This window comes from Alitiscatomonas aceti (assembly GCF_025567195.1).
Lineage (GTDB): Bacteria > Bacillota > Clostridia > Lachnospirales > Lachnospiraceae > Alitiscatomonas > Alitiscatomonas aceti.
The window spans coordinates 23380-39080 of record NZ_JAOQJF010000008.1 but is presented as its reverse complement, the minus strand read 5'-3'; the positions used below and the strand labels follow the sequence as shown (position 1 = coordinate 39080).

14 protein-coding genes are annotated in these 15701 nt (G+C 48.4%); 13 read left to right on the top strand and 1 reads right to left on the bottom strand.

Features of this window, described 5'->3' with window-relative positions; genetic code table 11:
* The first annotated feature begins 160 nt into the window (after window positions 1–160).
* The 3 genes from OCV69_RS05680 (at window position 161) to OCV69_RS05670 (ending at window position 2519) form a co-directional block, all read left to right on the top strand.
* Window positions 161–631: a hypothetical protein gene (locus OCV69_RS05680; protein WP_158358257.1), complete on the top strand. Its 471-nt coding sequence runs from the start codon at window positions 161–163 to the stop codon at window positions 629–631.
* 30 nt (window positions 632–661) lie between these two features.
* Complete coding sequence (locus tag OCV69_RS05675) at window positions 662–1891, top strand: hypothetical protein (RefSeq protein ID WP_158358256.1); 1230 nt, start codon at window positions 662–664, stop codon at window positions 1889–1891.
* A gap of 232 nt (window positions 1892–2123) precedes the next feature.
* Window positions 2124–2519 carry a hypothetical protein gene (locus OCV69_RS05670; protein WP_158358254.1) on the top strand — a complete coding sequence of 132 codons (396 nt, stop codon included), beginning with the start codon at window positions 2124–2126 and terminating at the stop codon, window positions 2517–2519.
* Between the two features lie 77 nt (window positions 2520–2596).
* On the opposite strand, the gene OCV69_RS16985 is transcribed toward OCV69_RS05670, so the two are convergent.
* Complete coding sequence (locus OCV69_RS16985; RefSeq protein WP_158358252.1) at window positions 2597–2815, bottom strand: helix-turn-helix domain-containing protein; 219 nt, start codon at window positions 2813–2815, stop codon at window positions 2597–2599.
* Between the two features lie 241 nt (window positions 2816–3056).
* Here OCV69_RS16985 and OCV69_RS05660 point away from each other — a divergent pair, with 241 nt between their 5' ends.
* The 10 genes from OCV69_RS05660 to OCV69_RS05615 are packed head-to-tail and all read left to right on the top strand — an operon-like array spanning window position 3057 to window position 15615.
* Window positions 3057–3185 carry a hypothetical protein gene (locus OCV69_RS05660; RefSeq protein ID WP_262563019.1) on the top strand — a complete coding sequence of 43 codons (129 nt, stop codon included), beginning with the start codon at window positions 3057–3059 and terminating at the stop codon, window positions 3183–3185.
* A 37-nt stretch (window positions 3186–3222) separates the two neighbouring features.
* A complete protein-coding gene (locus tag OCV69_RS05655; protein WP_158358251.1) occupies window positions 3223–3978 on the top strand; it encodes a hypothetical protein in 756 nt (251 codons plus the stop codon).
* Window positions 3971–4666 (top strand): polyphosphate polymerase domain-containing protein, encoded by a 696-nt coding sequence (locus OCV69_RS05650; RefSeq protein WP_158358249.1) that lies wholly within the window; start codon window positions 3971–3973, stop codon window positions 4664–4666. Before OCV69_RS05655 ends, OCV69_RS05650 begins: the two co-directional genes overlap by 8 nt.
* A gap of 16 nt (window positions 4667–4682) precedes the next feature.
* A complete protein-coding gene (locus OCV69_RS05645) occupies window positions 4683–5360 on the top strand; it encodes a DUF4956 domain-containing protein (RefSeq protein WP_158358247.1) in 678 nt (225 codons plus the stop codon).
* Between the two features lie 5 nt (window positions 5361–5365).
* Window positions 5366–6883, top strand: a complete 1518-nt coding sequence (locus OCV69_RS05640) for a CotH kinase family protein (RefSeq protein WP_158358245.1) — start codon at window positions 5366–5368, stop codon at window positions 6881–6883.
* 23 nt (window positions 6884–6906) lie between these two features.
* On the top strand, window positions 6907–9033 hold the full coding sequence (locus OCV69_RS05635) for a hypothetical protein (RefSeq protein ID WP_158358243.1): 2127 nt from the start codon (window positions 6907–6909) through the stop codon (window positions 9031–9033).
* A 1-nt stretch (window position 9034) separates the two neighbouring features.
* On the top strand, window positions 9035–10150 hold the full coding sequence (locus tag OCV69_RS05630; protein WP_158358241.1) for a HEAT repeat domain-containing protein: 1116 nt from the start codon (window positions 9035–9037) through the stop codon (window positions 10148–10150).
* A complete protein-coding gene (locus OCV69_RS05625) occupies window positions 10147–11571 on the top strand; it encodes a glycosyltransferase family 2 protein (RefSeq protein ID WP_158358239.1) in 1425 nt (474 codons plus the stop codon). Before OCV69_RS05630 ends, OCV69_RS05625 begins: the two co-directional genes overlap by 4 nt.
* Window positions 11572–11606: 35 nt before the next feature.
* Entirely contained in the window at window positions 11607–13514 is a 1908-nt protein-coding gene (locus tag OCV69_RS05620) for a sensor domain-containing diguanylate cyclase (protein WP_158358237.1), read from the top strand.
* Entirely contained in the window at window positions 13486–15615 is a 2130-nt protein-coding gene (locus OCV69_RS05615) for an EAL domain-containing protein (protein ID WP_262563018.1), read from the top strand. Before OCV69_RS05620 ends, OCV69_RS05615 begins: the two co-directional genes overlap by 29 nt.
* The last annotated feature ends 86 nt before the right edge of the window (window positions 15616–15701 follow it).

Below are 15701 nucleotides of genomic sequence, written 5' to 3'. Positions count from 1 at the left end.
ACGTCCGGAAACTGGTAAAATGGGGACATGGACAGGAGGTAGAAATGTGAGAAAAGAAAAGCTTGTTTATCATGGAAGCAATGCGGTTGTACAGGAACCCAGAATTCTGGTCAATGGTTACAGCCTTAAAAACTCTGCATTTTGAGGGGAGTGAAGTTCTGTGACAAATATTTATTTCCCAGATGAGGAAATCAGCAGAAATGATATATTTTTTGTCTGTTACATGATTGAACGGGTTGCAAGAAGACTTCATCAGCGCAACCGCTATGTGGTGAATCAGATTGGCAGAAAGAGTCTGGAACATCTGGTCAGCGTGGCAAACGTCCTCCATGCAGAAAATCCCCTGGCAGTCGAAAAAGACTGGATAGAAACATACCAACTGTCGGAGGGGACATTTCATGTGGATCGGGTAGACCCGGAGCTGGTAACAAAAATTCCTGGGCCTTTCCAAATGGGGAAAGTTTATGAGAGACTGATCCACGATACAAAGAAGCCGGGAGAATCCGAGGTAGACGGAATAATCCGGGTTTATAATCATGAGATTTGTGATGTGATCGATAATTATAACTGCAGTGCATATTATGAGCCGTCCTATGTAATTGCCAGGGCGTATTATGAGGGCGGTTTTTAACGGAGAAAACATTCCAGGGAGGAATAGATCATGGACATAAATCACGACACAAAAAAGCTTTTTATGTACGCCATACTCTGCCTGTCGCTGGCCGTGGGCCTAAGCAGCGGGGTATTTTCCAATTACTTTAAGGAGGTATTTGCCGTCGATTCGGTCCAGCGCGGGCTTTTAGAGATACCCAGGGAGACGCCTGGGATCCTGTGCGTGGTGATCCTGACGGCTCTTTCGGGGCTCGGAAACCTGTCCCTGATGGTCATGGCCTACGGCTTCTGTACCCTGGGACTGGCAGTTCTGGGCCTTTTATCGCCGTCATATTTTATCATGCAGATCTTTCTTTTTTCCTTTTCCCTGGGAGAGCATATGATGATGCCCCTGCGGGACAGCATTGCCATGGATCTGTCGGGAGAGGGGAAAACGGGGACTTTTTTAGGACAGCTTAAGGGAAAGATGACTCTGGCGTCCATGACTGCGTCGGCGGCTGTATTCATTGGATACCGCACCGGGCTATTCTGGTTTGGGGACGGCGTGATCCCGTCCTTTGTGGCGGGGCTTCTCTTTACTGCCGCCGGTCTCTTTTTTGCAGTCCGGCTCAGAAAAACAGCTCCGGAGCTCAATGTGCCCCGGGCCAGGAACACCGGCCGCCGGGATACCTTGCATATCCGGAAGCGCTACATTCCCTATTATCTGATCACCGCCGTTTACGGCTGTCAGAAGCGGATGCGGATCGTATTTGCGCCCTGGCTTATTGTGGAGCTTTTAGCCATGGGAGCGGATACCCTGGCGCTTTTAGGCATGGCTGCCCATCTGATCGGGAGCCGCTTTTCCCCAGTCATCGGCCGGATGCTGGACCACCTGGGAGTTTCCAGATCCCTGGCCATAGAAGGCGGATACTTTGCCGGAGCGTTTCTCTTTGCGGCCTTTGCAGCCTGGGGCGCGGCTTCCGGCCGGTTCGGGGACGGACCACTGGGAGCGGTCCTGGTTTTCCTGGCCTATATCCTGGTGATGCTGACGGATCATTTTAATACTGTCCATACGGTGATGATGAAGCAGCTGAGCCTGCGCCCGGAGGATGTGATGGGAAATCTGTCTCTGGGCTTAAGTGTGGATCATGTGCTGGCAGTGACGGTATCCGGCGGCTTCGGGGTGATCTGGAAGGTATGGGGCCCCCAGTATGTGTTCTTACTGGCAGCCGCCTGCAGCGCGGTGCATCTGGCTGTGGCCGGATACCTGGAGAAGTCGGGGATAGTAAAAAGGGGATAAGCAGGGATGCTGTAATAAGGGAAGTTTGGAGAGAGCCCTTTTTGCAGCATCCCTGTATTTTGGGCATTTTATGGAATATATCCTTCTGACCGGAGTGTTAGGAAGGAATAAATGGCTGCCAGAAATATCCACTTTTCAACCGGAGATTTCTTAAAAAATACGTTATACTGGATATGTGTCACCGCAGACAATCAGATATAAAAGGAAAACCAGAAGGAGTGAGGAAAAGAATATGATCTATGATTACAGACCGAAGAAAGTTGCTGATGATCTGGAAGAGATTTTTGATTCTTTGAATGGACAGCAGATGGAGAAGGTATGCGAGTTTCTTTCTCATATGAGGGATGAGGAGGAGATAGAAAAGGCTTTATGCCAGAAGGTGTGGCTGAGAGACACATTAGTCTTTCTTATGAAAAACTATGCGGAAAGGACTTGTTCCAGACTGGAGATCAGAGAAAAGGATACAGATTTTTGTGTGGCCCTGCAAAATGACATAGGCTTTGTGCTGACCGAAGACAGAGGGCTTGGGGCGGCTATCCTGATGGCAGATTATGCTGTGGTCGAAAGGAGACAGGGGGAAATACAGATTCTTCTGACATATTCTTGCGAAAGCAGGAATACGAGATAAAGAAGCCTAAAAAAGAGGCAGATATGCAGAGATGTGTATCTGTCTTTTTTTTGTTTCTTTGGGGATTTAGCAGCAGATCACAGTGTCTGGTCTTCGGGTGAGGGGACGTATTTTACCAGATCCTTGATATCACAGTTCAAGATGCGGCACAGGTCGTTGAGGGTGCGTGTGGACACATCCATATTATGTTTTAAACGGTGAAGGGTACTGTGGGAAAGATGGTGTCTGCTGGTAAGAGTATACCAGTTTTCCTGGGAGTGCTCCAGAGTTTCCCAGAAAGGTGAATAGTCTATCATGAAGCCTGCCTCCATAAATGATTTATGGATTTAGCATAGGATATATTCTAATACTTGAATATCTTCGATAAAACGAATATAATGGTATTAGAAATCAGGGTTTTTCCAGCTTCGCTGTCATTGAGTAACCCTGTTAAATTTTAGGAAAGGATCTTGCTGAATCAATGATTGAAAGGAAAACGAAAATATCATTCTTCCGGTGCCGCAGTAGGACTGGATCATATTCCAGGAACCGGAGGGGATGGCTGACCGGTATGGTTCTGCTCCTGTGGGCAGTCTTTTCCGGGCCAGCGGCTGCCTGTGCATCGGAAGCTTCCGGGCGGATGGGGATATCGCTGGAAAACGCTGGTTTGTTTTCCTGGAGCGCTGAGACCGTCAATCAGACGGATAGAGAACTGTTTTCGATTATGAAGGACCAGGAACTGAATGTTCTGTACCAGAATTTTTCCAGTAAAAACAGTCGTCAGGAGCAGATGTCCCTGTTTGCGGAGAAGGCCATGGAGGCGGGTATTACCATTTACCGTTTGACGGGGCATCCTTCCTGGGCTCTTGATTCGGAGGGAGAGAGGCTTTGCGAGGAGGTGGAGGAAACTGCGGCCTATAACCGTCGGATCCAACGGAAGTTTCTGGAACGACGCAGGGGGGATGGAGAGGAATGGGCGCAGATTCCGTGCCTGGAGGGAATTGTCTTTGATGTGGAGCCTTATACTCTGGATGAATGGGATGAGGATCCGGACCGAGTTATGGAAACCTTTGTTTCTGGAATGAAGAAGGCCTATGCTCTTGCTAGAAGCCATGAGCTGGAAATGATTGTCTGTATTCCGTGGTTTTACGACAAAAAGGGGCAGGGGGAAGGTCTGGAAGAGCTAATCCGGAACGGATGCGACCGAATTGCGGTTATGAATTACTATCGGGGAGCAGAAATCAAGAACATTGCCACTGAGGTAGAATTGGCCAGTGAATACGGAAAGGAGCTCATCAATATTTACGAACTGAAAAAGGCGGACGGCAGTAGCGTAGAGGAGATCAATACCTATTACAATTCTGGCCTTACCGCCTTAAGAAAAAGCTATGCCGGCGTGAAAGAAGCGTATCCTGGCAGGAATATTTCCATTGCATATCACGACTACCGGGCGTTGAAGGAGGTGCTGCACATTGAATGAAGTCCTGCGGCAGGAAAAAAAATTTCTGATAGGTCTGCCTGAGTACTATTATCACAGCGGTAATTTAGCAAAATTTATGATGGAGGATCCACATAACCGAGGGGACGGATACCCCATTCGGTCTTTGTATTTCGATTCCATAGAAGACCGGGATTATCAGGAGAAGATAGACGGAGTGGAATTGCGGCGTAAGATCCGGCTTCGCTGTTACGGTCCAGACAGTGACTTTGGCTTGTTGGAAATCAAACAGAAGGAAGGTCCCATGCAGAAAAAGCGTTCCCTTCGCCTTTCCAGGGAGGAGGCTGTCCGGTTGACGAAAGGCGATTATGGTGTGCTGCTTTCCTGCCGTGAACCGCTGGCCAGGGAGTGTTATGCCGTTATGAATATGTATGGTTACCGCCCCCGCAGTGTTGTGGAGTATCGGCGGAGAGCCTTTATCGCCAGGGAGAATAAGATCCGGGTGACCTTCGATCATCATATCGTGGGAACGGAAAGCAGCTTTGATATTTTTGACGGCAGCCTGACTCAGTATCCTGTCCAGGATCAGTCACTGGTGGTGCTGGAGGTAAAATATAACGGCTTTTTACTGAGTTATATCAAAGATATGCTTAGCAGCTGTGCCGCCGGTGAGATATCGGTCAGCAAATACTGTTTAAGCCGGAATGTCGGAAAGCATTTTAATTTTTAACGAAGGAGAAATGAGTATGAGAGAGTATCTTGCACAAATGCTTACAAAAAGCGGAACCCTTACGACACAGGAGATCGTACTGCATATCGCGGCAGCAGCGGTGTTAAGCGCCGCCATTTACATATCTTATTGGTATACCCATGCTGGAACATCTTACAGTAAGAAATTTAATGTATCGTTAGTGACCCTTACGATTCTTACGGCCACAGTCATGACGGTAATTGGAAATAACATTGCATTGTCCCTTGGTATGGTAGGTGCTCTGTCCATTGTACGTTTCCGTACAGCTATTAAGGATTCCAGGGATACGGCCTATATTTTCTGGACCATCATCATAGGCATCTGTTGCGGCGTAGGCGATTATCTGGTGGCCGGTGTAGGGACTGCTATGGTATTTGTGGTACTGCTGCTTCTGGGGCGTGTACGCAACGAAAATCGTATCCTGTTGATCATCCGGGGAGGAAAATCACAAAGTGCAGATATGGAAGGAATCGTCTTTTCTTATTTCAATAAGCGGGCTCTTCTGCGTGTACGCAACACCACTGCAGACCATGTGGAGCTGATTTATGAAATGCCCAGGAAGGTATGGCAGATGAACTATCAGAAGGATCAGGACATCGCTGATGCCCTGTACGCCCTGGGGAGTACAGAATATGTGAATACTGTGACCCAGAGTGATGAGATCAGCGGGTGACGGTCATGAGACGTGGGATTGCGGTAATGGCAGGAATGGCTGCGGGAGTCCTGCTGTTATCAGTTATTTTACAGGATCTGGAGAGCCAGACTGGGGTTTTACGGTACCAGCAGCACCGGGAACAGCATTCGGAGGAGGAACTGGCCCCCTGTATTGTATGTGACGGTGAAGGGCTTTGTACGCATCTTCCCATTATCCGGATTGAGACTGGGGGACAGACCATTCCTGGCCGTCCCTATGCAGACGCAAAGGGAGATACGGTTGGATTTTATACGGGAGATTGGGGAGAGGAAGAAATTCTCGTCCAGTTTTCTTCTGTGTCCGGGGAAGGTGTCTGGCACCACGCCTGGGACGAAGCCACAGACCAGGGAACGGCCCTGTTCCGTTACAGAGGTAACAGCTCCAGGTGGTTTACAAAGGGAAACTTCTTATTAAAAACAGTGGAAGAGGACCATCCGGAAGTGGATCGCCGTATGGCACTTCTGGGAATGGAAAGCGGGAAAGAGTGGGCCCTTCATGGTCCCTTCCTTGACAAGACTCTTCTTCGTAATTACATGTGTATGAATCTGGCAGCGGAAGTCATGGGGACCTGGGTGCCAGACACTCGTTTCTGTGAGCTGATTCTGGATGGGGATTACCAGGGCGTTTATCTTCTGATGGAGACTATTGATGTGGACGAAAAACGTCTTGCCCTAAGCAGCTATACACCAGGGGATCCGGTTTTTAGCTATCTGATCCGCATTGAACAGAATACTGATCCGAGGAAAGTGCTGAACAGCTTTTCTGCCTACTCCTACCGGATGGAGCCAGGGCGGAATCTGGAGCTTCTGTATCCGGGTACTTCTTACCAGACCAGTCAGGTGAAGGAGTATGTGCAGGCAGACTATAACGAGGCGGAGAGGATCCTTTATTCTTCCAGGATGACGGAGGATCCCAATGCATGGAAGGAAACTTTTGATGCAGATTCTCTGGTCAACTATTATATTTTGATGGAATTTCTGTCCATCAACGATGCATTTGGCGCATCTACATATTTTTACCGGGATGCTCGTGGCAGGCTGGCCATTGGGCCGGTATGGGATTTTAATAATGCCTTGGACAATTTCTACCGGCCTCTGGAGGAGAATGAGTTTCTGCTGAGTCAGAGAAGCTGGTATGCGATGCTGATGCAGGATGAGGAGTTTGTGGAGCGGGTCATTTCCCGATACAGGCAGCTGCGACAGGGAATCCTCTCCGAGGAGCGTCTGGTGGCTTATGAAGAGGAGATTGTGGAATGGCTTGGAAGCGCCATAGACCGGAATTTTGAGGTCTGGGGCTACTCCTTTGACCCGGAAAAGCTGGATTCCAGAGAGCGCCGCAGACCCGGTAAAGGCAGTATGGAGACTTTACGAAGCGTGAATCCCTCCAGCCATGAAGAAGCAGTGGAGCAGATGGTAAATTACATGGTAAACCGGGGACGGTGGCTGGACGAGCATATCGATTCCCTGCGCCAGTACTGTCATCCGTCCAGATTTGCCAGTTAGATACGGGGTAGGAGGAAACGGGAATGAAACGATTTGTAACAGCCTCAGTGCTTCTTCTGGCCCTTGCACTGGGGGTTTATTGGGCCGTATATTACAATGGTTTTTACCTGCCGTCTGGTGAGGAGAGATCTGCCGTAAAGCCTCCCTTCCGGACAGAAGGAAAAAAGCTGTGCCGCTGGGATGGACAGAAATATACAGATATAACGCTTAGGGGCGTGGATGTGTCCTCCAGCCAGCCGGGACATTATGCTACTTCCTATGAGGTTTCAAAAGAGGATTATCTCCGGTGGTTTGAGGCCATTGGAGAAATGGGAGCCAATGCAGTCAGGGCTGTTAATATCATGGATGATGATTTTTATAATGGGCTTTACGACTATAACATGACCCATAGCCAGCCGCTGTATCTGCTTCAAGGGACCAGTGTGGAGGATTCTGTGGGAGACGGCTCCAGGGACGCTTACGACGAAGCTTTTCTGGATATGCTTCTGGAGGATGGAAGGACTCTGGTGGATATTATCCATGGACGGAAGGATTTGCCGGCTGTGGGGATTCGAAGCGGCGGAGTTTATCGGAAGGACATTTCTCCCTGGGTGGCAGGTTTCCTGGTGGGGACCATGTGGTATCCGGACACCATCTCCTACACAGATAACAGCAGCATCCGTTCCGGGGCGTATCGGGGAACTTATTTTCAGACAAAGGAAGACGCTACGCCCTTTGAGGCGGCCATGGCCCGGATCATGGATGGAATCACTGCCTATGAAACGGAAAAGTATGGAACCCAGCGTCCGGTGGGATTTCTTTGCGATCCGGCCTGTGATTTCCTTGAATATGAGGAAATCTATGCCAGACAGCTGGGAAAGCATGCCCAGACGGATCCAGAGCATGTGCTGCCCACGGATGCCATGGAGGCGGGATGCTTTGCTGCTTATCGTCTGTATGATTTCTGCGACAGCTTTGCCGATCGTCTTTCTGTCAGACAGAAGCAGTCTCTCATTGGTCAGTTGTCTGGATTGCCCGAGGATCAGCCTTATGGAGGATATCTGGAGCTTTTATCCAGATATCATACGATACCGGTGGTGGCGGCTGGATACGGCATCTCCAGCGGACGAGGGGCAGTTGTCAGAGACAGAGCTCCGCTGACAGAAAAAGAGCAGGGACAGAAATTGGCAGAGATCAGCCGGACTCTGGAGTTCGATGGCTGGGCCGGAGGATTTATTTCCACCTGGCAGGACGAATGGGAGAGGACGGGCTGGAATACTGCCTTTGCCGCTGTGCCGTCAGAGCATTACCTGTGGCATGATCTTCAGACAGAAGGACAGAATTTTGGTCTGATGGCATTTGAGCCGGGAGCAGAGGCTGTCTGCATACTGGACGGAGATCCGTCTGAATGGGAGGCGGAGGATGTCCTCATGGAACAGGATGGCCTAAAGCTGTCAGCCCGGTATGACGCGGAGGGGCTTTACCTCCTTCTGGAAGGTACAGACCGGGGGGAGACTGTGTACATCCCACTGGATGTTTCTCCTGAAATGGGGAGCAGTATCTGCGAGGTACCTTCCCTTTCGTTCCAACGGGAAGCGGACCTGCTCCTCTGTCTGGACGGCGTTTCCAACAGCCGCCTGCTGGTCCAGGAGCGTTGGAATCCGATGCGGGAGCGGTTCTTATATGAGACGGAGGGGGACGATCCCTTTATCTATTTTCCGGAGAAAAATGGAAACTTTGTCCCAATATACATGGCTGTTCAAAATCCTATGCTGGTAGACTCTCTGTCTCCGGACGCCAGAGTCCTTCAGCGTCTTGGCATATGGGAGACAGGAAAATTGATTCATGGGAGTGAAAAACGCGAGGAAGAGGATTATGATTCCCTGTCTGATTTCTGCTTTGGACAAGGATGTGTGGAAATACGGCTTCCGTGGCTGCTTTTGAATGTGGGGAGTCCTGCTTCCATGTCAGTCCACAGGGATTATTATGTCTATTATGGCGTGGAGTTTAGGACTGTGAGGGAGATTGGAATCGGGATGGCCAGGGAAAACGGAGATGGCCCGGTTTCCATGGGATCCTTCAGGCTTAAGGGATGGACGGGCCTGGAGTATCGTGAGCGCCTGAAGGACAGCTACTATATCATGCAGGATTATTGGAGGGGGACGGATTGAGATGAGGCTTCAGGTCAGGACTGTCATTTATTTTTATATTTTTGTCTGCATCGTTCTTTTGGTGTTTAATCTGCTGTACATTTTCCGTTCCGAAAATATCAAACGGGAGCATCGGAAAAGGGTTCGGCGCTGGAACAGGTATCTGGAAAGCTTTAGTCAGGGAAAGCCCATATGGCAGCCGAAGAAGGTAGAACGAAAGCTTTGGAATATCCAGGAGCTTATGGCCTTCCATGAGGGCATGGAAGGCTGGAACCAGACGCAGAAAAAGGGAGCAGAATTTTTTTTTAAAGAGAATCATGAGACAATCTTAAAGGTTGCAGAGAGATATAGAGGAAAGGCGGCCATGGAGCAGGCGTTTTTTGCTTATGTGATCGCGGCGTTTCATCCGAAAATGGGGGAAAAGCGGGATGCTCTCATGGAGCGGCTGCTCAGTTACCTGGATAATTCTACGGTTTTTAGCAGGGAGAATGTGTTAAACGCTCTATATGCACTTGGAAATGCCCAGGCGGTGGAGCATGCGTTTGTTCTGATGAGCCAGCATGGGTGGTACCATGATCCCAGGCTTCTGGCCGATGGCCTGAACCGGTTCCAGGGAGAAAAGGAATTACTGGCCGGCCGGCTCTGGGATATTTACGATGGCCTTACAGAATGTTTTCAAGTGGGGATACTCCGCTTTATAGACGGACTTCCCGGAGACCATTTTGCTGGCCCCATTTTAAAGGCCCTCGAAATGGAAGAACTTCCTGTGGAGACACGATTTACAATGATACGTTATTTCCGCCGTCATCCGTTCCCGGAGGCAAAGCCAGTGCTTCTTAAGATCCTGAAGGGGGAGGCGGAGGGAAAAAGGGAGTTTGCCATTGCCGCGGCAACTTCCCTCGCCGCTTATGCAGATGATGAGAGCAGGGAGGCACTGAAGGAGGCTTTACATAGTCCAAACTGGTATGTCCGTCAGAATGCGGCCAGGTCTCTAAAAACGCTGGGAGTAACCTGGGAGGAAGCCAGGGCGAGTGCTGCTGGAGACCGTTATGCCACAGAAATGCTGGAATACATTCTGGAAGCCAGTCCTGCTGTGTCAGAGAAAAAGAAAGAAGGAGAGGCGGTGGCGACTGTATGAACCAATGGATTTATCAGCTATTACAGTGGATGGAAGGCTTTTTCCTTCTTTATTTACTGGTTTATGCTTCTTACCTGTTCCTGTCAGTAGCTATGGGAGCATGGAAGCTTTACCGTACAGATAGGATGCGGACTATTAAAAATGAGCTGAAGCACGATTTTTATTTTCCCGTATCTATTTTGGTGCCTGCTTATAATGAAGAGGTTACCATATTAGACAGCGTGGAATCCCTGATGAATCTGGATTACCGGCTGTATGAGATCATTGTGATCGACGATGGTTCCAGCGATCATACAAGCAGAGTTCTGATCGAACATTTTAATATGAAGCAGGTGAACAGGCCCATACGCCGGAGCATTCCATGCCAAAAGATTGAAAAGGTTTATGAGGCTCCGGATAGCCGGGTGCGGCTGACGTTGCTTCAGAAGCGGAATGGGGGAAAGGGAGATTCACTGAACGCAGGCATTAACGCTTCACAGTATCCATATTTTCTCTGCATTGACGCAGACTCCATGCTTCAGAGGGATTCCCTGGAGCGCATTGTCCAGCCGGTTATGGAGGATGACGATGTAGTAGCTGTGGGCGGGCTGATCCGGGTGGCTCAGTGCATTTCTTTCCATAAGAAAGAAGACGGAAATCTTGTCCGGGAGCTCAGCTATCATCTGCCCTGGAATTTTCTGGCCAGCATGCAGGTAATGGAGTATGACCGTTCCTTCCTGGCTTCCAGAATCCTGTTGGACAGTTTTAATGGAAATCTCATTATTTCCGGTGCGTTTGGTCTCTTTAAAAAAAGCGTGGTTATTGCTGCCGGAGGCTATGCGACAGATGTACTGGGAGAGGATATGGAGCTGGTGGCAAAGCTTCACGCCTATTGCAGAAATAATATGGAGAAGTATTCCATCCGTTATGAGCCCAATGCGGTCTGCTGGAGCCAGGCACCTACCACACTGCGGGATCTTTTCAAACAGCGCCGCCGCTGGCATATTGGGCTGTTCCAATGCATGAACCGATATCGTTTTATGTTTATGAAATCGCGTTTTGGAATGGTGGGGACAGCTTCATATCTATATTATATGCTCTATGAGCTCTACTCTCCTGTCATCGAGGTGGTTGGATTGGCTGTAACCGTCGCTGCCGCGCTGGCTGGATTACTGAATATGAAGTTCATGATACAGTTTTATCTATTGTTTGCCGTTTACAGCGCAATACTGACGATCACGGCATTTTTTCAGCGTATTTATACGCAGAATATCCGTATCAGCCGCCAGGATGTATTCCGTGCCTGCATCATGTGTCTGATCGAGAATGTATTTTTCCGGTTTGTTTTTGACTTTATCCGTCTGAATGCGTTTATCAGTTACCGGAAAAACAAAGGAAACTGGGGAACCATTAAGCGGATTCGGTATACGGAAGCAAAATAGAGGAAAGAAAAATTACAGGACAGAGAGAAAAGGCTATGGAAAAACAAAAGCAAAAAAAGCTAAGTTTTCTTTTGTGGGCTGGAATCAGTGTAGGGATTCTTGGGATCGTATATGTCACATTTTCTTCAAGCTTCAACCGGGTATACGGTCTGCTTCTGGAAAAGGATCTGGTGCAGACTGAATTTACCTCTAAATATGTTACAAAGCTGATAGAAACAGAACTAGAAAATGTGATGGCAGATCTTCAGGTCAGCCAGGGAGTATTTTTAAAAAGAAAAAACGAGGATCTGGTTCAGATGACAGAGCGGATAAGTCTCCTTAGGACTGAATTGAAGTTTGAAAATCTGGGGATCTGTGATCTTGAGGGAAAGGGGGTTGACTGGGAAGGAAAGCCTGTTTATCTGGAGGATCTGGAGCTTCTCGGGGTGGTATCTCAGGGGCGGAGCTATATTTCAAATGTGGTGGACGGTTTGGATACCATTTGCCTGGCAGTACCGATCATGCGGGAGCAGGAGACAGTGGGCGTGCTGTGGGGCCATTACCAGGTGGAACGGATCGCGGAAACCATAGAACTGGATGCCAATTCCCACCGATATTTCCAGATCGTGGATGATTCGGGAAACTATATCAGTGATTCCAGGAATGTCAATTCTTTTGCGCGGGATGAGAACATCTGGGAGGAGATTGCCAAATATCAGCTTTCTGGCGGAATGACTGTCGGAAAAATCCGGCAGGACGTGGAAGAGGGACGCCCTGGAGCCTTTCACTTTACTTACCATGGAGCAGGACGTTATGTGAACTATGAACCGCTGGGTATCAACAACTGGTATGTGTTTTCCGTATTGACGGAGGATTATGTGACCGGTTATGTGAGGGAGGTTGAGAAAATTTTTTCCGGCCTTTTGTGGGGAATATTAATCTGCATTGCGGTGTTCCTTATTTTTATAGGGAAGGAAGTCTACCGTACTACTGCTCTGATCAAGGAGAAGAATGCGACGCTCACATCCAGAAATTCTCTTCTGTTCATGGTACTAAAGCATACCAACGACATTCCATTTGAAGTGGATCTTGCCCATCGGTCCGTTACACTCTACCATATGAATGGACAGGAGCAGGCGGTAACTGGAAGACTGGAGGAGTATTTTCCTGATGAGCTGCTGAAGAAACAGGTGATTGACAAGGAGAATTATGAGACCTACAAACGTATCTTCAACAATATGATCAACAGAAGGAGAATGGAGCCGGAAATCCTCAGAATCTGTATCGATGGAGTCTGGATATGGAACAAGATCCACTATAATGTCATCGGCCAGGATCAGTTGGTAGGATTCCTGGAAAATTATGACGAGCAGGTTTGTCAGCATGAAAAGATGCAGGAAATTAATCGGAAAAGTCAGCTGGATCCGCTGACATCTTTGTATAACCGGGCATATTTTAAACATGAGGTGGAAAAAGCTCTGGGAAAGCGCAGCTTTTTCCAGGATCCAGGATATTCAGCATTATTTTTGCTGGATCTTGACTATTTTAAACAGGCCAATGATACCCTGGGCCATATGGTCGGAGATGAGATCTTGAAGGAAAGCGCCATGGCCATGCGCCATTCTGTTCGGAGTACAGATCTGTGCGGACGCCTGGGTGGAGATGAATTTGTACTGTTTATCGAAAATGTCAGGGATATGGAGGCCATCCAGAGGTGTGCCGGGAAGCTGAACGCAGCGCTCCGCCGAACTTATGGCACAGGGGAACGGAGAATAGACATCAGTGCTTCCATTGGTATTGCGGTCCTAACGGAGGAGACTGGATTTAATGAGCTGTACCGTCTAGCGGACGTGGCTCTGTACCGGGTGAAGAACTCTGGAAGAGACGGATTTTATGTTATTTCCAAGGATACGGAAAAGGAAAAGGGAGAATGCCATGAAACAGAACCAAAAGATCAGGAATAATATATGGATCATCATGGGATTGCTAGGTGTGATTCTTATCTGCTTTATGCTGAACACGTTCCTTTTTCAGAGAACTCTTTATAAGACAGTGGCCCAGGATCTATATTACAATAGCCATAATGTGGCTGATCAGATCAGCACGCATATAAAATCCAAAACGGACTCTATGGCGGACTTAGCCGATGCTCTTGCCAGAATGCCGGAGCAGGTGATAACAAAGGAGCTGCTTTACCGAAAAACAGAAGCTTTTGATATGGATCTGGTCTCTGTATTCCATAAAGGGGATACAGGCATCACCTATATGGGGGATGGAGCTGAGCTGGCGGATTTTGTTGAAAAGGAATGGGAAAATCTGAAAAAGCCTGAAATCACCCTTCTGGATTCGGATACTCTTGTGTTCACGGCTCCGGTTTTCGCAGACGGGGAACTCTGGAAGGTGGTGGCAGGGAAAAAAAAGTATTTCGATTTTTCTGCTCCTTATTTTGAAAATGCCCTGGTGGGTCTGGCCGATATGGAAACGGGGAAGATGCTGGTCTGTCAGCGGGGGACAAGGTCCTCCATTGGAGATGAAAGAGCGGAGATCCTTCTGGATCAGGCGCTGAAGGATTCTGGTGAATGGATTCGAAATGGGAAGTATATGATATCTGACGAGAAAGTAAAGGGAACCTCCTGGGTGTATGTGTCTATGCTCTGCAATGACGATGTGATCCCGGAGTTTTCACGTCATATCGCCTTTTATATGATTCTGGCTTTTGTGGAGCTTTGGATTCTGTTGGCGGGACTTTATCAGATCAGAAAACAGGTGGAGCGGCAGGAAGCAGCTCTTTTAAGGGATCCTCTGACTGGAGGACTGAACCGGTCCGGGTTTCTTAAAATCTGCCAGGAACTGATGAAGGGGAACAATAGGCTCTGCTATTATATTGTTCGCCTGAATATTGTGGATTTCCGGCATATCAACGAGTCCTGGGGAGAGAATGCTGGAAACAGGACGTTGCAGTTTGTTTATCGGATGCTGGAGGGGGAGGTGGATGAAAATGAGGCGGCCTGCCGGGTGAACGTGGACCATTTCCTTTTGCTTCTCCATGAATCAGAGGAGGGAGTGGTTGCCCGCCGTATTACGGAATGTATTGAGAAGATCAACAGTTATATCCATAAAAACTTTTTCAGCTATGACCTGGATTTTCTTGTGGGAGCCTGCAGGCTCTCTCAGGGGCAGGATGCGGCAGAGGTCATTGGGAATGCAGTTTATGCATCAAAAATATCTAAGGCCCGGAATGTATGTGTGTTTTATGATAAGGAGATGATGGAACAGATCGCAGAACGCCATGAACTGGACGAATCTTTCTATGATTCTCTGCGCAGCCGGGATTTTAAAATTTATTTTCAGCCTAGGGTGGGAAGGAACGGATTCCATGAAGCAGAAGCGCTGGTCCGCTGGATGCATCCGAAAAAGGGACTTTTGTTTCCTGGCCAGTTTATTCCTCTGTTTGAACAGAATGGGAAGATCATGGATCTGGATTTTTATGTGTTTGAAGAATTGTGCAGAATCGTGTCTAGGTGGATGAAGGAGAAAAAAAATGTCACTCCGGTTTCTGTCAATATATCCCGGTACAGCCTCCTAAATGCAGGGGAAGGGATTTATAAAAAGTATAGGGAGATCAAGGAAAAATATGGGATTCCCGACGGGATTCTGGAGATCGAGCTGACGGAGACGGCCCTAATGGATGGAAATCAGATCAGCGTTGTTCGCGGGGTTCTGGATGGTTTCCGTTCCTGCGGTCTCCGGGTAGCTCTGGACGACTTTGGTTTTGCCTATTCCTCCTTGGGGGTGCTGAGGGCTCTGGATGTGGACACAATTAAGATTGACCGCACATTTTTCCTGGAGACAAACCAAAAATCAGAGAAGATCGTGCTCAGCATGATCCAGCTGATCCACAGCCTGGATATGGACGTGGTGGCGGAGGGAATTGAATTTCCGGAACAGGCAGAAAGACTTTTTCAGGACGGCTGTGATTTTATTCAAGGATATGTGTACTCTAAAGCCATTTCCCAGGAGGAATTTGAAATCTGGAGAGAGGAGCACAGTTCGCTTTCCGTATAAAACAGGAGACACTGTCAAAGCGTAAGCGGATAAAAGAAAGATATCCAGGTAGTTTGACAGCATCTCCAAGAAAATCATGGCCAGGG